Source organism: Enterococcus sp. DIV0086 (assembly GCF_050498705.1).
Lineage (GTDB): Bacteria > Bacillota > Bacilli > Lactobacillales > Enterococcaceae > Enterococcus > Enterococcus faecalis.
In genome coordinates this window covers 1,157,987-1,176,195 of the sequence record NZ_JBNIDN010000001.1, presented here as the reverse complement: position 1 = coordinate 1,176,195, position 18,209 = coordinate 1,157,987, and the positions used below count along the sequence as shown (strand labels likewise).

The window sequence follows — 18,209 nt, the reverse complement described above, 5'->3', positions numbered from 1 at the left end:
TCAAGTTATAAAAGGATTAGAAAAGGTGGCACCCAATTATATGACAGAAAAATGGCGTGAAGACGAAGAATATCTTTCTTATGTAGAAGATTTATTAGCAACCGAAGAAGTCCAAAAATTAGCAGAATACACACAACATATGCATTCAACTCGTTTAGAACATTCAATTAGTGTTTCCTATCATAGCTATAAATTAGCAAAGCGTTGGAACGGCAATGCTCGTGCAACAGCTCGTGCTGGTTTATTACATGATTTGTTTTACTATGATTGGCGCACAACAAAGTTTGACGAAGGCTCTCATGCCTATGTTCATCCACGAATTGCAGCCAAAAATGCTGAAAAAATTACAGAGTTGTCTGATTTAGAACGAGACATTATTATTAAACATATGTGGGGCGCAACTATTGCACCACCAAAATACAAAGAAAGTTACATTGTAACCTTTGTTGACAAATATTGTGCTGTGAAAGAAGCGGCGTTGCCGATGACGACAGCCATGAAAACCAAATGGCGTCAGTATTTTGGCCAACAGTCAATCTAAAAAAAGCTTATCCGGAAGGATAAGCTTTTTTTGTTTAACGTTGACTAAAAAGTCTAACATTCATCTATTTAAAATAAATATTAAAAGTAATTTTGTTCTGTTAATTTCTTTTGAGCATATCGATAGACTGCTTCTTGATTTTCAGTTGTCAATTGTTTGTAAACATTCATAATATTGGTCGGGACAACAAATGGCGTTTCTTCCGTTTCAGGAATACCTAAGATTTCAAGAGGTGATACATCTAAAACTTTAGATAAGGCGACAATTTTATCCCTCCCCATATTTTCAATCATTCCAGTTTCCCATTTCCTGACGGTACTTTTTCCAACACCAACAAAATTTCCAACTTGTTCTAATGTAAGATTTTTCTCCATCCTTTTTTGCTTCAAAAAATTTTCTTTCAAAAAAACCACCTCCGTAAAAACATTCTAGCACAAAAAGTGTCGCAAAAGAAACATGTTTTACTCTATACATAGAGTGATAAATAACTATTGAATAGGCATATATTGACGGTTTTTTCACAAAATGATATACTTCCAGTGTCTAATAAGACACTAAAAAGGGGTGAAAAGGGGGAGTAAAATGGAATCAAATTTAATTCATTCAAAATTGAAATTAAAAGGGAAAAATGTTGAATGGTTAGCAAGTGAAATGACCGCTGCAGGTCAACCAATCTCAGCTTCAACAATTTATAAGAAATTAAAAGGAGAGGTTGTATTTAAAGCTTCAGATATTAAATTGATTTCTAAGTTGTTAGATCTGGAAAGCGAAGAAATCATGGTTATTTTTTTTAATGAACTAGTGTCTAATAAGACACGTGAAGGTTGTTAAAGGTAATGAGTTATTCTTCTATTGCACTTTCCAGAGTTGCGTGGTATTATTTTTAATAGTTTAATAGCAACATGGTGATGGTGTTCACCACGAACTATTTATTGGACGAATAAATTAATGACGCCTACCAAACGGGAGAAGTGTACCCTTTGGTAGGCTTTTTCTGTACGCTAGGATTGGCGATAAGAAAATTGTAAAGGAGCATGTAAAATGAAAAAAGAAACAAAGCAACTACTATCAATCGGCGGTTATATGGCAAAATGGTTGCTCATTACCGCAATTATTGGTTTATTTATGGGGGCGTTATCCGCCTTTTTCTTAAAGAGTCTCACCTATGTAACAGATGTTCGTTTAGCAAATCCTTGGTTACTCTTTATTCTCCCCATTAGCGGTGTCGTTTTTACGTATTTCTATACGCGTTTTGGGAAAAATGCTAGCCGAGGAAATAACTTAGTGATTGAACAAGGCAATGGCGGGGAAGAAGATATTCCCTTGCGCTTAATTCCTTTAACATTGTTTGGCACGATTACTACGCACTTATTTGGTGGTTCTGTTGGTCGTGAAGGGACGGCGGTGCAAATGGGGGGCGCAATCGCAAATGCTGTAGGAAAAGTCTTTAAACTGTCCGCTTTGGAACGACAAGTAATTATTATCAGTGGAATTAGTGCAGGTTTTAGTTCTGTTTTTGGCACACCATTAGCGGGAACGGTTTTCGGATTAGAAGTTTTGGCGATTGGAAAAGTTCGTGCAGAGGCACTTTTCCCAAGTTTTTTTGCAGGCTTATTTGCTAATTTTGTGACTGAAAGTTTTGGTGTAACACATACGCATTATCCGATGGGCAAAATTCCGACTTGGTCGGTTGAACTATTTGTAAAATTATTTTTGGCATCGATTTGTTTTGGTTTGGCAGGTTGGGTTTTTAGTCGTTCCATTGTCTTTTTAAAAAAGACCTATGCAAATTGGTTTGCTAATGTCTACCTTCGTGCGTTTCTTGGCGCTGCCATTGTCGTTCTGTTTGTGCTCGTCTTAAACAACCAACGTTATTTAGGCTTGAGTTTACCTTTACTAGAAGATGCTTTTGCAGGCAATGCGCAGCCTTTTGATTTTGTTGGGAAATTATTCTTTACGGTGTTATCCTTGGGTGCCGGATTCCAAGGAGGAGAAGTGACGCCATTGTTTGAAATTGGGGCTACGTTAGGTAGTTCTTTGGCCCCTTTGTTACATCTGTCAATTCCTTTTTTAGCAGGTTTAGGATTTATTGGTGTTTTTTCTGGCGCCACGAATACGCCGATTGCTTGTTTCATTATGGGCATTGAACTATTTGGTAGTGAAGCGGCAGTCTATTTTTTCATGGTCTGCTTAATCAGTTTTATGTGTTCAGGAAATAGCGGTATTTATGCTTCGCAACAAAGTTTGTATCGCAAAGGAACAGCAGAATATCCTCTCTTTAACGCATTAAAAAATCGACGTAAATAAGATGTTTTTTTATGAAAATATGCTAAACTAGAGAAGATGAGGTGAAGACATGAAAGACTATCAATATCCATTAGATTTAGATTGGACGACAGAGGAAATGGTGATTGTCACTAATATGTGGACAGCAGTTGAGCAAGCCAACGAAACAGGCTTGCCTGTTGACAAATTTTTAACAACTTATCAACAATTTAAAACGGTCGTTAAAAGTATCGGCGAAGAAAAACGCTTAGGTCGTGAATTTGAAAATGCTTCAGGATATTCGTTATATCGTACGCTTCAACAAGCTAAAAAACAGGGAAGCGGTAAATTAAAGCTGGGGGATGATTAGATGACTGAAACGCAAAAATTTATTCAAACAATTCAAAGTTGGCTTTTTGAAGCAGCCGATGTGATTCGAATGAACTTGGAATCAGAGTTAACCGTTCAACAGAAAAATGGCCGCACCGATTTAGTGACAAATATGGATGAACAAACCCAAGAATTTTTAATGAATAAAATTCAAACAAATTTTCCCGAAGATCAAATTTTAGGGGAAGAAAAAGGCTACAATACTTTAAAAAGTTTTGCTGGTCGCGTGTGGATCATCGATCCGATTGATGGCACAATGAATTTCGTGATGGAAAGAGAAAATTTTTGTATTATGTTAGCTGTTTATGAAGACGGCATTGGTAAATTAGGTTTTATCTATGATGTGATGAGAGAAGAACTTTATTGGGGTGGTAAAGGGCTTGGCGTTTATCGGAATAATCAATTATTAAAAGCGCCTACTATGAAAGCCTTGGCAGATGGATTATGGGGCATGAATGCTTACATGCATGGAAAAAATATTCATCACGCAACGGAAATCGGACAAGCAAGTATGGGCGTGCGTATTAGCGGTTGTGCAGGTTTGGAAATTATTGCCATGTTAAAAGGCAACCATCATGGCTATTTATCTAATCTAAGTCCTTGGGATTATGCAGCAGGCTTAGTACTTTTGGAAGAATTTGGGTTTAAATACTCTGGTATTACAGGAAAACCATTAACTTTTGATGGCCGTGAATACTTTATTGCAGCAACTCCTGAAACCTATGATGAAGTATTTACCCGATATTTAAATGAATCGGAATAATCAAAGAAGAGCGTTGCTGAAAGGTAAGGCTCTTCCTCTTTTAAAAGAGAAAAATTTGTAAAAAAATGTCCTTGTTTTCAGAAAAAGCCGAATAATTTCTAAAACTTTCATTATTTTTGCAGGCGAAAGCCTTTTTTTAATGAAAAAAGTTTGCTATAATAAGCAGTCGGCTTTTATGGACTTAAGTAACATAAGCGTATATAGATAAGGAGCAATTAAATTGAAATACAGAGATGATATTCGTAACGTGGCAATTATCGCCCACGTTGACCATGGTAAAACAACCTTAGTAGATGAACTTTTAAAACAATCTGACACTTTAGATGGACACACACAATTACAGGAACGTGCAATGGATTCCAATGCACTTGAAAGTGAACGTGGAATTACTATCTTAGCAAAAAATACAGCCGTAGATTATAACGGTACACGTATCAACATTCTAGATACACCAGGACACGCGGACTTCGGTGGTGAAGTAGAACGTATCATGAAAATGGTAGACGGTGTTGTTTTAGTTGTCGATGCGTATGAAGGAACAATGCCTCAAACACGTTTCGTATTGAAAAAAGCATTAGAACAAAAAGTAACACCAATCGTGGTTGTTAACAAAATTGACAAACCTTCTGCTCGTCCTGAACACGTAGTAGATGAAGTTTTAGAGTTATTCATCGAATTAGGTGCAGACGACGATCAATTAGATTTCCCAGTTGTTTATGCTTCTGCTTTAAACGGAACTTCAAGTGAATCAGATGATCCAGCAGATCAAGAGCCAACAATGGCCCCAATTTTTGATAAAATTATTGAACATGTGCCAGCTCCAGTTGATAATTCAGACGAGCCACTTCAATTCCAAGTCTCATTACTAGACTACAACGATTATGTTGGACGTATTGGGATTGGCCGTGTGTTCCGTGGCACAATGAAAGTCGGCGACCAAGTTGCGTTGATGAAATTAGATGGCAGCGTGAAAAATTTCCGTGTAACGAAAATTTTAGGTTTCTTTGGCTTACAACGTGTGGAAATTGATGAAGCAAAAGCGGGCGATTTAATTGCCGTTTCTGGAATGGAAGACATTTTCGTTGGGGAAACAGTTGTAGATATTCACAATCAAGAAGCATTACCAATTCTACACATTGATGAGCCAACCTTACAAATGACTTTCTTAGTTAACAATTCTCCATTTGCGGGACGTGAAGGAAAATACATCACCGCTCGTAAAATCGAAGAACGTTTAATGGCTGAATTACAAACAGACGTATCTTTACGTGTTGATCCAATTGGCCCAGATTCTTGGACTGTATCAGGCCGTGGCGAATTGCATTTATCAATTTTAATTGAAAATATGCGTCGTGAAGGCTATGAATTACAAGTTTCTCGTCCAGAAGTTATTGAACGTGAAATTGATGGGGTTAAATGTGAACCATTTGAACGTGTTCAAATTGACACACCTGAAGAATACATGGGTAGCGTGATTGAATCCCTAAGTTTACGTAAAGGCGAAATGCAAGATATGATTAATGCCGGTAACGGACAAATGCGTTTAATCTTCTTAGCACCAGCTCGTGGCTTAATTGGTTATTCAACAGAATTCTTATCAATGACTCGTGGTTATGGTATTATGAACCACACCTTCGATCAATACTTACCAATGATTCAAGGAACGATTGGTGGCCGTCATCAAGGTGCACTAGTTTCAATCGATACTGGTAAAGCAACGACTTACTCAATCATGAGTATTGAAGAACGTGGTACAGTTTTCGTTGAACCAACGACAGAAGTTTACGAAGGAATGATTGTTGGGGAAAACAACCGCGACAACGATTTAACTGTGAACATCACAAAAGCTAAACAAATGACTAACGTTCGTTCGGCAACGAAAGACCAAACATCAGTCATTAAAAAACCGAAAAAATTAACGTTAGAAGAATCATTAGAATTCTTGAATGAAGATGAATACTGTGAAGTAACACCAGAAAGCATCCGTTTAAGAAAACAAATTCTTAACAAAAACGAACGCGAAAAAGCAAGCAAGAAAAAGAAAAAAGCTGAATAATTTTTCGACAAATAAACATTTAAACCAACTATGCTCGTTTTACTACGAAAATAGTTGGTTTTTTTGATGGCAAAAACGAATTAATGCGTATTTTAAGATAAGGTTATTTTTTTATGTGTGGATAACTACTCGTTATCCACAACAAGCAAATGCCGCTATTTTTGAAAGCTTTTGATAGCAAGCTTTCACAATTTTTCATTCTTTTTGATGTTTCACGTTAACTGGTGTTTCACGATTGTGTCTTGTTTTAACACACCTTGTTCCTGTTAGATTAGCGTGTTAAAATGACTTGTAGAACAAAGATTGGAGCGCAATAAATGAGTGCATTACAAGAATTATTAAAAGATACATTTGGCTATGATGATTTTCGGCCAGGACAAGAAACGATTATTCGTCATGTATTGCGACAAGAAAATGTCTTAGGCATTATGCCAACAGGTGGAGGCAAATCGATTTGTTATCAGTTGCCAGCCTTACTTCTGGATAATTTAACATTGGTGATTTCACCATTAATTTCTTTAATGAAAGATCAAGTAGATGCCCTGAATTTAATGGGGATTCCAGCTACATATATCAATAGTACCATTTCCTATCAAGAAATGAATCAACGTATTCAATTAGCGGTTAACAAAGAAGTCAAGCTATTGTATGTTGCGCCAGAGCGATTAGAATCTTATGATTTTCAACAGATGCTGACACATGTACCGATTGATTTATTGGCAGTAGATGAGGCACACTGTATTTCACAATGGGGGCATGATTTTCGTCCAAGCTATTTGCGTTTAGCAGAGATTATCGATCAATTTCAACAGCAACCAACTGTGATTGCACTAACAGCAACAGCAACGCCACAAGTAGCGGAGGATATTGTCAAGCAATTAAGAATTCCATCAGAAAATGAAATCAAAACAGGATTCGCTCGAGAAAATTTATCTTTTCAAGTCGTGAAAGATCAAAATAGAGACGTTTTTCTTTTGGAATATTTAAAGATGAATACTGGACAATCAGGTATTATTTATGCAAGCACGCGGAAGGAAGTTGAACGAATTTATCATTTATTAGAAAGTAAAAAAATTGCAGCTGGGATGTATCATGGGGGCATGAGTGAACAGTTACGTAGTGAAAATCAAGAAGCATTCTTGTATGATCAAGTGCAAGTGATGGTAGCAACAAATGCCTTTGGTATGGGGATTAATAAGAGTAATGTTCGTTTTGTCATTCACGCACAAGTACCAGGGAATATTGAATCTTATTACCAAGAAGCCGGCCGAGCTGGTCGTGACGGTCTGCCTAGTGATGCTGTGTTAATGTTTGCTCCACAAGACTTGCAAATTCAACAATACTTTATTGAACAATCTGAAATGACCATTGATTATAAGCAGAAAGAGTACTTGAAATTACGGGAAATGTCACAATATGCGAATGCACAAATGTGTTTACAAAAATATATTTTACGCTATTTTGGTGAAGAAGGGACGGACTGCGGTCGCTGCTCGAATTGTCTGGATAATCGAGAATTAGTCGATATTACGGTCGATGCCCAAAAAGTCTTGTCTTGTGTAAAACGTATGGGAGAACGTTTCGGTAAGGGCTTAGTTGGTAAAGTCTTGACTGGCTCAAAAGATCAAAAAATTGATCAATGGCATTTTGATCGTTTGCCAACATACGGACTAATGAAAGGTCGCACCCAAAAAGAAGTCACACAGCTGATTGATTATTTGACAGCAGAACGTTATTTAATTCCTTCTGATGGGCAATTTCCGTTGTTATCAGTCTCGACAGAAGGTGTTCAGGTGCTTTTAGGGGAACGGAAAGTCTTCCGAAAAGAAGACCAAAAAGTTCGAAAAGTAGCAGTGGATGATGCCTTGTTTGAACGATTACGCGAATTACGTATGGACATGGCTCAAGAGGCAGGCGTGCCGCCATATGTAGTCTTTTCCGATAGTACACTTAAAGAAATGTGTGAAAAATTACCGCAAACAACGATTCAATTATTGCAAATAAAAGGGGTCGGCCAAAATAAATTAGATAAATATGGCACCGCCTTTTTAGAAGTAATTAAAGAATATCAAGAGACAAAAAAATGATATAGTTTGTTATTTTATTTAAAATTAAAAGCAGAAAATAAGAAAAAAGTCTTTTAATGTATTTGTTGTTGTATTGATAAAATAAGCTTGTTATATAAAGAGATTTCTTACTTAATATATCGCTTGGTTTTAGAAAATTTCTTAAAGGAAATTTTCTGAAATCATCATGTATCTAACTGAGAATTATGTTATAATTATTTAATTAAGATAGGGAGGTTCTGTACAAATGGACGAAGGAATTTCAAAGAAATTTGCCATTCAATTATTAGAAGACGATGCAGAACGCATTAAAATGCTTATTCGTAATCAAAAAAACAGTTTGTGCATTTCTCAATGTAAAGCATTTGAAGAAGTGGTGGATACACAAATGTATGGTTTTTCAAGACAAGTGACCTATGCGACCCGTTTGGGGATTTTAACTAATGAAGAAGGACATCGCCTACTAAGTGATTTAGAACGCGAATTGAATCAATTATATACAGATGTTTATGAAGAAACACAAGAAAAAAACGAGATTGGCAAGGAGGGTTAAGCTTTGCCAAACAAAGTAAAGAAACGGCATTTGCTAGACTATAGTATTTTTATTCCATATTTAATTTTAAGTATCGTGGGATTGATTATGGTATATAGTTCCACATCCGCATTACAAGTAATGAAAGGTTTTTCACCTACCTCATTCGTTATTAACCAGGTTGCCTTTTGGGTAGTAGGGTTAGTTGCAATGTTTTTTATTTATAAGATGAAAACATCCGTTTTCCAGAATCGAAGTTTTATCATGTTTGCCATTGCAGTAATTACGGTTATGGTTTTAGCCGTTCGGATTCCTGGTATCGGGAAAGAAATTAACGGCGCACGTGGTTGGATTGAGATTGGTGGATTTTCGATGCAACCAGCTGAGTATTTAAAAATTATGGTTGTCTGGTATCTGTCTTATATTTTAGCACGGCGACAAAAGACAATTAATGGAGGCATGGATCAATTTAAACAAGCTGCCGGGCGCCCGTTGATGCTCGTTTTTGTATTAATTGCTCTAGTTGCAATCCAGCCTGACTTCGGGAATGCGGCCATTCTAACATTAATTACCATCGTGATGGTTTTAGCAAGTGGGATTAATTATATGTATACCTACTTGGTCGGTGGCTTGGGCATTTTAGGTAGTATCACGGCTATTCAGTTATTAATTATGTCTAAAGGAAAAATTTTCCCAGCGCGTTATCAATATATTTATAATCGTTTTGCTGTTTTTAAAAATCCATTTTTAGATGAACGGAACTTAGGCCATCAGTTAGCTAATTCTTATTATGCAATCAGTAATGGCGGCTGGTTTGGCAAAGGTCTAGGGAATAGTGTTCAGAAAAAAGGCTTTTTACCAGAAGCACATACGGACTTTATCTTTGCGATTACTTTAGAAGAGTTAGGCATTATCGGCGGTCTAGCGATTTTAGGATTGTTGATGTTTATGATTGCGCGAATTATTTTAGTCGGTGTACGCTCGAAGAAACCTTTTAATTCACTAATGTGTATTGGAATTGGTACAATGTTATTGATTCAAGTCTTTATTAATGTTGGTGGGATTACTGGGATTATTCCATTAACAGGAATTACTTTCCCGTTCTTGAGTCAAGGTGGGAATAGTTTGCTGATTATTTCGATTGCTGTGGCTTTTGTCCTGAATATCAGTGCAGATGAAACACGTCAGAAATTAGAAAATGAGTACTATTTATCTTTAGAACAGAACCAATAAATTTGAAGGAAATTGATGGTAGGAGTGACGTTATGAAAAAGGTATTAGTTGCCAATCGTGGCGAAATTGCGATTCGAATTTTTAGAGCTTGTACAGAATTAGATATCCGTACAGTAGCGATTTATGCTGCAGAAGATGAGTATTCTGTTCATCGTTTCAAAGCAGATGAAGCGTATTTAGTTGGTAAGGGGAAAAAACCAATTGAAGCCTATTTAGACATTGAAAATATTATCCAAATTGCCAAAAAATCGGGAGCAGATGCCATTCATCCTGGTTATGGCTTTTTATCTGAGAACTTACGCTTCGCCGAACGTTGTGAAGAAGAAGGAATCATTTTTGTCGGACCTAAAACACATCATTTAGATATTTTTGGCGATAAAATTAAAGCGAAAGAAGCAGCTGTAGCTGCGGGGATTGCTTCGATTCCAGGCTCAGATGGGCCAGTAGCAACGGTGGAAGAGGTCGTAGCTTTTGGTGAAACGCATGGCTTTCCTATCATGATTAAAGCTGCTTTAGGTGGCGGCGGTCGCGGGATGCGGGTTGCCCACGATGCCAAGGAAGCACGAGAAGGTTACGAAAGAGCAAAAAGTGAAGCGAAAGCAGCCTTTGGTTCTGACGAGGTTTATGTTGAAAAGTATATTTCTAATCCTAAACATATCGAAGTACAAATTTTAGGCGATCATCATGGGAACGTCTTGCATTTATTTGAACGTGATTGTTCCGTTCAACGGCGCCACCAAAAAGTGGTAGAAGTCGCACCATGTGTATCAATGAATGAAGAACAACGAGCAGCCATTTGTTCGGCTGCTGTGCAGTTAATGGCGCATGTCGGCTACGTGAATGCGGGAACGGTTGAGTTTTTAGTAGAAGGGGATCAGTTTTATTTTATTGAAGTGAATCCTCGTGTTCAGGTAGAACATACTATCACAGAAATGATTACAGATATTGATATTGTGATCTCTCAATTACAAATTGCGCAAGGGCTTGATTTGCATAAAGATATGCATTTGCCAAAACAAAACGAATTGACATTAAAAGGCGCGGCTATTCAATGTCGGATTACGACTGAAGATCCCCTGAACCAGTTTATGCCAGATACAGGGAAAATTGATACGTATCGTTCACCAGGTGGTTTTGGTGTGCGTTTAGATGTAGGAAATGCTTATTCTGGCTACGCTGTGACGCCTTACTTTGATTCTTTATTGGTTAAAGTCTGTACGCATGGTTTCTCTTTTGAACAGGCAATCAGTAAAATGCAACGCTGCTTAAAAGAATTTCGGATTCGTGGCGTGAAAACAAATATTCCGTTTTTACAAAATGTTGTGAGCTATCCAGCGTTTCAATCTGGCGAAGCCAAAACAACCTTTATTGATAATACACCTGAATTATTTGAATTTCCTCGTATGCGCGATCGTGGCAATAAAACGATGAAATACATTGGAGAAGTAACGGTCAATGGGTTCCCTGGCATTGAACGAACGGAGAAAAAATATTTTGAAGCCCCGCGCGTGCCGACAGATATTGAAGTTCCAGAAAAAGTGATCACAGCTAAAAATATTCTAGACGCTCAAGGAGCAACCGCCGTCATCGATTGGGTTAAGAATCAAGAAAGTGTGTTAATGACAGATACCACGTTCCGTGATGCGCACCAAAGTTTATTAGCTACTCGTGTGAGAACACAAGATTTTAAAGCAATTGCTGGTCTAACTGATGCAGCCCTGCCTGAGCTGTTTTCTAGTGAAATGTGGGGTGGCGCTACGTTCGATGTTGCCTATCGCTTCTTAACCGAAGACCCATGGCAACGTTTAAGAAAAATTCGTCAGTTGATGCCAAATACACTTTTACAAATGCTGTTCAGAGGATCTAATGCGGTAGGCTATCAAAATTACCCTGATAATGTTATTGAAGAATTTATTAAAGAATCCGCTCGCCAAGGAGTCGATGTTTTTCGAATTTTTGATAGCTTAAACTGGATTCCTCAAATGGAAAAAAGTATTCAAGTCGTTCGAGATACCGGAAAAATTGCGGAAGCAGCAATTTGTTATACTGGGGACATCAATGATCCAGCCCGAGCAAAATATAATGTTCAATATTACCTTGATATGGCTAAAGAATTGGAAAATTTAGGTGCACAAATCATTGCGATTAAAGATATGGCTGGCTTATTGAAACCACAAGCTGCTTATCGTTTAATTAGTGAATTAAAGGCAGCCACGGATTTACCAATTCATCTCCACACCCACGATACTAGTGGTAATGGGATCATCACTTATTCAGCAGCTACTAAAGCGGGCGTTGATATTGTTGACGTCGCAATGAGTGCGATGAGTGGCGCAACTAGCCAGCCAAGTATGAACAGTCTATATTATGCTTTAGTCAATGGTGAACGGACGCCAACTATTAACATTGATAATGCACAGAAAATCAATCATTATTGGGAAGATGTGCGCATGTATTATCAACCATTTGAAAATGGGTTAAATGCCCCGCAAACAGAAGTCTATATGCATGAAATGCCTGGTGGTCAATACTCTAATCTGCAGCAGCAAGCAAAAGCGGTAGGCTTAGGGCACCGTTGGGATGAAATCAAAAAAATGTATCACACAGTGAATTTGATGTTTGGTGATATTGTAAAAGTGACGCCATCTTCAAAAGTCGTGGGAGACATGGCACTCTTCATGGTTCAAAATCATCTGACAGAACAAGATGTTTATGCGCGTGGTGAAGAACTAAGTTTTCCTGAATCCGTTGTGACTTTTTTCCAAGGTGATTTAGGTCAACCAGTTGGTGGGTTCCCGAAAGAGCTCCAACGAATTATTCTAAAAGGTCGACCAGCCTTCACAGAGCGGCCAGGTGACTTAGCAGCACCTGTTGATTTTGCGAAAGTACAAGAAGAATTAGCCGAAAAAATTGGGTATCAACCTAAATTGGAAGAAGTTTTAAGTTATTTAATGTATCCACAAGTATTTTTAGAGTATCGTCAAAAATACGAAACCTTTGGAGATATAACCTTATTAGATACGCCAACATTCTTTAATGGTATTCGTCAAGGAGAGACATTGGAAGTTCAAATTGAACGAGGAAAAACGTTAATTATTCGTTTAGATGAAATTGGCGAACCTGATATTGACGGAAACCGTGTCTTGTTCTTCAATTTGAATGGGCAACGTCGTGAGGTTTTAGTTAAAGATGCCTCCATTAAGTCTGCTGTTCAAGTAAAACAAAAGGCGGAACCAACTAATAAAGAACAAATCGGCGCAACGATGTCTGGTTCTGTTCTACAAGTATTGGTCAAACGTGGCGATAAAGTAGAAAAAGGTCAGCCGTTGCTGATTACAGAAGCCATGAAAATGGAAACGACTATCGAAGCACGTTTTGCGGGCACGGTAGATCACATTTATGTTGAAGAAGGCGAAGCAATCAGCTCAGGTGATTTGTTATTAGAAGTGAAAGAAAAATAAGATGAGAGGGGAAAAAATGAAGCGATTTTGGGCCTTTACTGCTGTTTTTTTAACAGTTTTACTCATCGGATATTTAGAGCCAGTTTTTTTCCCTGCTGAAAAACCAACCGAAACAGCTCAAAGTGGGCGCTTATCCAGCGCTCACACCGCTGTTCCTCATGAAGAATTGCCAGCTTCTGGCTACGCAGCATACATAGGGAAAGATGTGGAAACCTTTATCCGCCAGTTTGGCAATCCTAAAGAAAAAATTAAAACAGGTCGTACGTATGAATTATGGACGTTCGGTTTGACGATGAATGATTACTTAGAAGTCAACGTTCGAGAAAATAAAGTCATCGCAATTAAGGCCTTTAACAATGACAAAATGATAGAACCGTTTAAAATAGATATGAAGCTTGCTGACTTGTCTGATTTAATGACGATTTATTCGAATTTTGCATTTAATTTTCATCATGAAGCTTACGATGTCGAGCTGATGGAAGAAGATATGAACTATCGACCACTGGTTGCTTTTGATAATGGCAGTTTTGCGGTGTTATTTTTTAATCAGCGTACAGGTGGTTTAATGGCAGTTAATTATGTCAATAAAGAAACGTTGCTCACGGAAATGCCGTATCAATTAAATGAAGGTTCTCCTTTGCCAGTTGATATAACGCAGTCAATGACCTTCGATCCTGTTCAAAGTAACCAAGCGATTTATGTCATGAATCTGGTTAAACAGCAAGAAAATCAAGCTGCTTTTTCAGTTTCTACACAAAGCCAAAAAGATGCCCAAACATTGTATCAAACGATGGCTAACCATACACCAACAATTTTGTCGGCAAATCGACAAGCAGAATTGTTACAAACGAGAGAGGAACATACAGCCATTCATCCCTTTCATTTGACTAAGGACGAATTTTCTTTATTAGTTAAAACGAGCAAACTTTCGTTGAGAGAACCAGCAGGTATTTTCCAAGAACCTGTTTATGATAGTACCTTTACTATTTTGTCATGGTTTTCGGACCCGCAATATGATAGCTATTTTGCTGAGTCAGAAACGACAGAATTGGGCGTTGCCTTTTCCAATGAAGGTGTGTTAGTCTTATTAGAGAAACGACCAGAAAATAGGCAAATCACGGAGAGTAGTGAAAAGTTATGATTGTGACAGAACATTTATTTGCAATTGAAGATCAAACAGAATGTTTAATTTCAGCACTTTTAGAAAGTGATGCTGTTCAAAACTATAAAGAAACAAAAAAAGCTATGTATGCTTCGGCGGAAGTTGCTCAGTTACAAAAAGCATTTTTAGAAGCTAAGTCAGCCTTTGAACGAGTAGAGGCTTATGGAATTCATGCACCCGATTTTCGGGAGAAACAGCGAGCCCTACGTAAAGCGAAGCGGGCGCTTGATTTAAATGAAATCGTTGCAAATTATCGTTTTGCTGAGACAAACGTTCAAACGTTGCTAGATACAATTGGTTTAAAGATTGCGCAACTAATTTCTGAAGATATTAAAGTAGATGCTGGAAATCCTTTCTTTGAACGAGGAAAGAAACATTCAGGTTGTGGAGGAAGCTGCCATGCAAGCTAAAGAAGAAAAAGAATTTACGCTTCAAGAGCGTCGTTGCCTAATTGTTTGGGTATACACATTAAAACCGTTAAAACAGTTACGCCGATATGGACTGATTCACTATGTTTCACGAAAAATGAAATATGTGGTGATTTACATGAATGAAGAAAATATTGAAAGTAACATGGAAAAAATTAATCAGTTACATTTTGTTCGTAGTGTCGATAAATCGTATCGACCAGATGTCGAAATGAATTTTGCTGAAAAAATTGGTACCAAAGCGGCTTATCAAGAACAAGAAGACGACGGCTATGTAGTAGAGGAATTATCTACAGAGATTCGCTTAGCAGAGAATGTCTAATGCAAAAGAGTGAGAAATGTTATGAGAAATTTCAAACATTTTTCACTCTTTTTGTTATAATGAATTATAAAAGAATGATTGATAAAGGAGTCGAAACAATGCGTGTTATTTCTGGAGAATATGGTGGCCGGCGCCTGAAAGCGTTAGATGGCGACAATACTAGGCCCACAACAGATAAAGTAAAAGAATCTATTTTTAATATGATTGGTCCATATTTCGAAGGTGGAATGGCGCTGGATTTATATTCAGGAAGTGGCGGGTTAGCGATTGAAGCCGTTTCTCGTGGAATGGACAAAAGTATTTGTATTGAAAAGAATTTTGCTGCACTAAAAGTAATTAAAGAAAATATTGGGATTACAAAAGAACCAGAAAAATTTGAAGTTAGAAAAATGGATGCTAATCGTGCCTTAGAACAGTTTTATGAAGAGAAGCTACAATTTGATTTGGTCTTATTGGATCCGCCCTATGCCAAACAAGAAATTGTTTCACAATTAGAAAAGATGTTAGAACGGCAGTTATTAACAAACGAAGCCGTTATCGTTTGTGAAACAGATAAAACTGTCAAATTACCGGAAACGATTGGTACACTAGAAAAAACAAGAGAAACCGTTTACGGAATCACTCAAGTAACGATTTATCGTCAGGAGGCGTAAGATGCGTAAAATTGCTCTATTTCCCGGAAGTTTTGATCCGATGACAAATGGTCATTTAAATTTGATTGAACGCAGTGCGAAGTTATTTGACGAAGTCATCATTGGCGTTTTTATAAATACAAGTAAGCAAACATTATTTACGCCAGAAGAGAAAAAATATTTAATTGAAGAAGCAACTAAAGAAATGCCAAATGTGCGTGTTATCATGCAAGAAACCCAGTTAACTGTGGAAAGTGCAAAATCATTAGGGGCTAATTTTTTGATTCGTGGCATTAGAAACGTCAAAGACTACGAGTACGAGAAAGACATTGCTAAAATGAATCAACATCTGGCGCCAGAAATTGAAACGGTTTTTCTATTAGCAGAAGAACCATATGCACATGTAAGCTCCAGTTTACTAAAAGAAGTTTTACGTTTTGGAGGCGATGTGTCTGACTATCTTCCTCCCAATATTTATCATGCGTTAAAACAAAAGAAGAATGACTGGAGCTAAAATAATGAATAAAAAAACAGAAAAATTTTCGTTTAAATCACTCATTCCAATGGTATTGGCATTGCTGCTAATTGGTTTGTTTATCGTCCCAATTCCTTATTATATTGAAGGACCAGGAACGACAGAAAATTTAAAAGAGTTTGTAACTGTTGATGGAAAAAAAGATACGCAGTCAGGTGCTTTTTATTTAACAACGGTGGGCATTCGTTCGGCCACTATTTTTTCTGCCATAAAAGCAAACTTTTCGGATTTTCAAGAAGTCATGTCCAAAAAAGAATTAATGGGAGATAGTAGTAATAGCGAATATAATCGAATTCAACAATACTATATGGATTCCTCAAAAAACGCCGCAATTGAGCAAGCCTTAAAATTAGCGAAGGTTCCATATGAGATGAAATTTAAAGGCGTCTATGTGTTAGCGATGGAAGACAACTCAAGTTTTAAAGGAAAAATTGAAGTTGGCGATACCGTGACAGGCGTGGATGGTAAATCTTTTAAAAGCAGTGAAGAATTAATGAATTACATTAAAGCACAAAAAGTGAATCAAAAAGTCACTGTTCAATTTATTCAAGATGGCAAAGCAAAAGAAGCGACCGGCAAATTAATTGAATTGCCAACAGATAAAAAAGCAGGGATTGGTATTGGTTTGACTGATCATACTGAAATTGATTCTTCTATCCCAGTATCTATTGAAGCGGGTGATATTGGTGGGCCATCGGCTGGGTTAATGTTTACTTTGCAGACCTATGAACAATTAAGTCATAAAGATTTACGTAAAGGTCATGAAATTGCTGGAACAGGTACGATGAACAGTCAAGGAATCGTTGGTAGAATCGGAGGCATTGACAAAAAAGTTGTAACTGCCAGTGAGAACGGTGCAGAAATTTTCTTTGCACCCGATGATGAAATAACTTCAGAAATGAAAAAAGTTGAACCGAAAATCAAATCGAATTATCAAGAAGCACAAGAAGCTGCGAAAAAAATTGGGACAAAAATGAAAATTGTCCCAGTAAAAACGGTTCAAGATGCCTTGAACTATCTAGAGAAATTAAAATAAAAGTACGCCTGGACCAAAAATTACTAGTGATTTTTGGTCCAGGCGCATTTTTTTGTTAAAAAATGCGTAATTATATTTTGAAGGGAGGGCAAACGATGGATTGGTTGAAACAGTTACCCAAAAAGTGGCTATTGCTAGGTAGTGGCGTGTTCATGGTCATTTTGATAACTCTATTAGTGGGCATTTATTTGATGGTTAATAAGGAGCCACAAGTAGACACCACAATGTGGGAAGAAACAAGTTTGACCACTACGACAGAGGTCGCCACAGATGCCACAAAAGAAAGGGCAGAAACAATGATCTATGTTGATATTAAAGGCGCAGTGAAAGTACCAGGAATCTATCAACTAAAAAATCAGCAGCGGATTTGGGATGCTTTAGCTTTAGCTGGAGGCGTGAGCGAGGAAGCTGATACTGCCCAGGTCAATTACGCTCAAAAAGTAAAAGATCAAATGATTATTTACGTGCCCAAAAAAGGAGAACCAGTGGCACAATCATTAGAAACGCTGCAGGAATCAGCACCTGCTCAGCAAAATCAGGAGGAAAAAATCAACCTTAATACGGCAACAGAAGCAGAGCTACAAACGATTTCAGGAATCGGTGCGAAAAAAGCACAAGAGATTATTCGCTTTCGTGACGAACAAGGACCGTTTAAAACCGTCGAGGAACTGAAAAATGTTCCAGGTATTGGAGAGAAAACAGTAGAACGTTTAAAAGACATGTTGACAGTGACTGGCTAACTTTTAACAGAAAATTCCTGAGAATTCTTGACTATGGGATGCGGATA

Annotated in this window: 17 protein-coding genes, 1 pseudogene and 1 riboswitch; of the genes and pseudogenes, 17 read left to right on the top strand and 1 reads right to left on the bottom strand. The window is 37.5% G+C overall.

Features of this window, described 5'->3' with window-relative positions:
- Positions 1-40 precede the first annotated feature (40 nt).
- Positions 41-541, top strand: a complete 501-nt coding sequence (locus IGI63_RS05680; RefSeq protein ID WP_002356666.1) for an HD domain-containing protein — start codon at positions 41-43, stop codon at positions 539-541.
- Positions 542-621: 80 nt separating this feature from the next.
- On the opposite strand, the gene IGI63_RS05675 is transcribed toward IGI63_RS05680, so the two are convergent.
- Complete coding sequence (locus IGI63_RS05675) at positions 622-954, bottom strand: helix-turn-helix domain-containing protein (RefSeq protein ID WP_002408770.1); 333 nt, start codon at positions 952-954, stop codon at positions 622-624.
- Between the two features lie 93 nt (positions 955-1,047).
- On the opposite strand from IGI63_RS05675, the pseudogene IGI63_RS05670 reads away from it, so the two are divergent.
- The 16 genes and pseudogenes from IGI63_RS05670 to IGI63_RS05595 all read left to right on the top strand — a co-directional run bounded on the left by IGI63_RS05670 (position 1,048) and on the right by IGI63_RS05595 (position 18,162).
- A pseudogene (locus IGI63_RS05670) lies at positions 1,048-1,372 on the top strand (hypothetical protein).
- 64 nt (positions 1,373-1,436) lie between these two features.
- Positions 1,437-1,506: riboswitch (Fluoride riboswitch) on the top strand.
- A gap of 76 nt (positions 1,507-1,582) precedes the next feature.
- The gene (locus IGI63_RS05665) at positions 1,583-2,848 is read left to right on the top strand and encodes a voltage-gated chloride channel family protein (RefSeq protein WP_002362212.1); all 1,266 of its coding nucleotides are present in this window, start codon (positions 1,583-1,585) and stop codon (positions 2,846-2,848) included.
- 49 nt (positions 2,849-2,897) lie between these two features.
- Complete coding sequence (locus tag IGI63_RS05660) at positions 2,898-3,176, top strand: UPF0223 family protein (protein ID WP_002356679.1); 279 nt, start codon at positions 2,898-2,900, stop codon at positions 3,174-3,176.
- Positions 3,177-3,959 (top strand): inositol monophosphatase family protein, encoded by a 783-nt coding sequence (locus tag IGI63_RS05655; protein WP_002372201.1) that lies wholly within the window; start codon positions 3,177-3,179, stop codon positions 3,957-3,959. It begins immediately after the preceding gene.
- 220 nt (positions 3,960-4,179) lie between these two features.
- Positions 4,180-6,015, top strand: a complete 1,836-nt coding sequence (gene typA / locus IGI63_RS05650; RefSeq protein WP_033626119.1) for a translational GTPase TypA — start codon at positions 4,180-4,182, stop codon at positions 6,013-6,015.
- Between the two features lie 317 nt (positions 6,016-6,332).
- Positions 6,333-8,102 (top strand): DNA helicase RecQ, encoded by a 1,770-nt coding sequence (gene recQ, locus IGI63_RS05645; RefSeq protein ID WP_002381558.1) that lies wholly within the window; start codon positions 6,333-6,335, stop codon positions 8,100-8,102.
- A 226-nt stretch (positions 8,103-8,328) separates the two neighbouring features.
- Positions 8,329-8,634 (top strand): YlaN family protein, encoded by a 306-nt coding sequence (locus IGI63_RS05640; RefSeq protein WP_429975502.1) that lies wholly within the window; start codon positions 8,329-8,331, stop codon positions 8,632-8,634.
- Positions 8,635-8,637: 3 nt separating this feature from the next.
- Positions 8,638-9,846: an FtsW/RodA/SpoVE family cell cycle protein gene (locus IGI63_RS05635; RefSeq protein ID WP_002356686.1), complete on the top strand. Its 1,209-nt coding sequence runs from the start codon at positions 8,638-8,640 to the stop codon at positions 9,844-9,846.
- A gap of 32 nt (positions 9,847-9,878) precedes the next feature.
- Positions 9,879-13,307 carry a pyruvate carboxylase gene (locus tag IGI63_RS05630; RefSeq protein WP_002372200.1) on the top strand — a complete coding sequence of 1,143 codons (3,429 nt, stop codon included), beginning with the start codon at positions 9,879-9,881 and terminating at the stop codon, positions 13,305-13,307.
- A gap of 16 nt (positions 13,308-13,323) precedes the next feature.
- Positions 13,324-14,448 carry a CAP-associated domain-containing protein gene (locus tag IGI63_RS05625; RefSeq protein WP_002379682.1) on the top strand — a complete coding sequence of 375 codons (1,125 nt, stop codon included), beginning with the start codon at positions 13,324-13,326 and terminating at the stop codon, positions 14,446-14,448.
- Complete coding sequence (locus IGI63_RS05620) at positions 14,445-14,879, top strand: YlbF family regulator (protein WP_002356689.1); 435 nt, start codon at positions 14,445-14,447, stop codon at positions 14,877-14,879. The genes IGI63_RS05625 and IGI63_RS05620 overlap by 4 nt, the downstream gene beginning before the upstream one ends.
- A complete protein-coding gene (locus tag IGI63_RS05615; RefSeq protein WP_002359714.1) occupies positions 14,869-15,219 on the top strand; it encodes a YlbG family protein in 351 nt (116 codons plus the stop codon). Before IGI63_RS05620 ends, IGI63_RS05615 begins: the two co-directional genes overlap by 11 nt.
- A gap of 59 nt (positions 15,220-15,278) precedes the next feature.
- Positions 15,279-15,872, top strand: a complete 594-nt coding sequence (gene rsmD, locus IGI63_RS05610) for a 16S rRNA (guanine(966)-N(2))-methyltransferase RsmD (protein WP_073339922.1) — start codon at positions 15,279-15,281, stop codon at positions 15,870-15,872.
- Position 15,873: 1 nt separating this feature from the next.
- Positions 15,874-16,365: a pantetheine-phosphate adenylyltransferase gene (gene coaD, locus IGI63_RS05605; RefSeq protein WP_002356693.1), complete on the top strand. Its 492-nt coding sequence runs from the start codon at positions 15,874-15,876 to the stop codon at positions 16,363-16,365.
- Positions 16,352-17,422 (top strand): SepM family pheromone-processing serine protease, encoded by a 1,071-nt coding sequence (locus tag IGI63_RS05600; protein ID WP_002382735.1) that lies wholly within the window; start codon positions 16,352-16,354, stop codon positions 17,420-17,422. The genes coaD and IGI63_RS05600 overlap by 14 nt, the downstream gene beginning before the upstream one ends.
- A 62-nt stretch (positions 17,423-17,484) precedes the next feature.
- Positions 17,485-18,162, top strand: a complete 678-nt coding sequence (locus IGI63_RS05595) for a helix-hairpin-helix domain-containing protein (protein ID WP_031324145.1) — start codon at positions 17,485-17,487, stop codon at positions 18,160-18,162.
- Positions 18,163-18,209 lie beyond the last annotated feature (47 nt).

Bases quoted from the DNA above. Each gene is read 5' to 3' on its own strand.
- rsmD (WP_073339922.1), top strand. From the start codon at position 15,279: ATGAATTATAAAAGAATGATTGATAAAGGAGTCGAAACAATGCGTGTT.
- IGI63_RS05600 (WP_002382735.1), top strand. From the start codon at position 16,352: ATGACTGGAGCTAAAATAATGAATAAAAAAACAGAAAAATTTTCGTTT.
- IGI63_RS05665 (WP_002362212.1), top strand. From the start codon at position 1,583: ATGAAAAAAGAAACAAAGCAACTACTATCAATCGGCGGTTATATGGCA.
- IGI63_RS05640 (WP_429975502.1), top strand. From the start codon at position 8,329: ATGGACGAAGGAATTTCAAAGAAATTTGCCATTCAATTATTAGAAGAC.
- coaD (WP_002356693.1), top strand. From the start codon at position 15,874: ATGCGTAAAATTGCTCTATTTCCCGGAAGTTTTGATCCGATGACAAAT.
- IGI63_RS05660 (WP_002356679.1), top strand. From the start codon at position 2,898: ATGAAAGACTATCAATATCCATTAGATTTAGATTGGACGACAGAGGAA.
- recQ (WP_002381558.1), top strand. From the start codon at position 6,333: ATGAGTGCATTACAAGAATTATTAAAAGATACATTTGGCTATGATGAT.
- IGI63_RS05630 (WP_002372200.1), top strand. From the start codon at position 9,879: ATGAAAAAGGTATTAGTTGCCAATCGTGGCGAAATTGCGATTCGAATT.
- IGI63_RS05680 (WP_002356666.1), top strand. From the start codon at position 41: ATGACAGAAAAATGGCGTGAAGACGAAGAATATCTTTCTTATGTAGAA.
- IGI63_RS05625 (WP_002379682.1), top strand. From the start codon at position 13,324: ATGAAGCGATTTTGGGCCTTTACTGCTGTTTTTTTAACAGTTTTACTC.
- IGI63_RS05615 (WP_002359714.1), top strand. From the start codon at position 14,869: ATGCAAGCTAAAGAAGAAAAAGAATTTACGCTTCAAGAGCGTCGTTGC.
- IGI63_RS05595 (WP_031324145.1), top strand. From the start codon at position 17,485: ATGCGTAATTATATTTTGAAGGGAGGGCAAACGATGGATTGGTTGAAA.
- IGI63_RS05655 (WP_002372201.1), top strand. From the start codon at position 3,177: ATGACTGAAACGCAAAAATTTATTCAAACAATTCAAAGTTGGCTTTTT.
- IGI63_RS05620 (WP_002356689.1), top strand. From the start codon at position 14,445: ATGATTGTGACAGAACATTTATTTGCAATTGAAGATCAAACAGAATGT.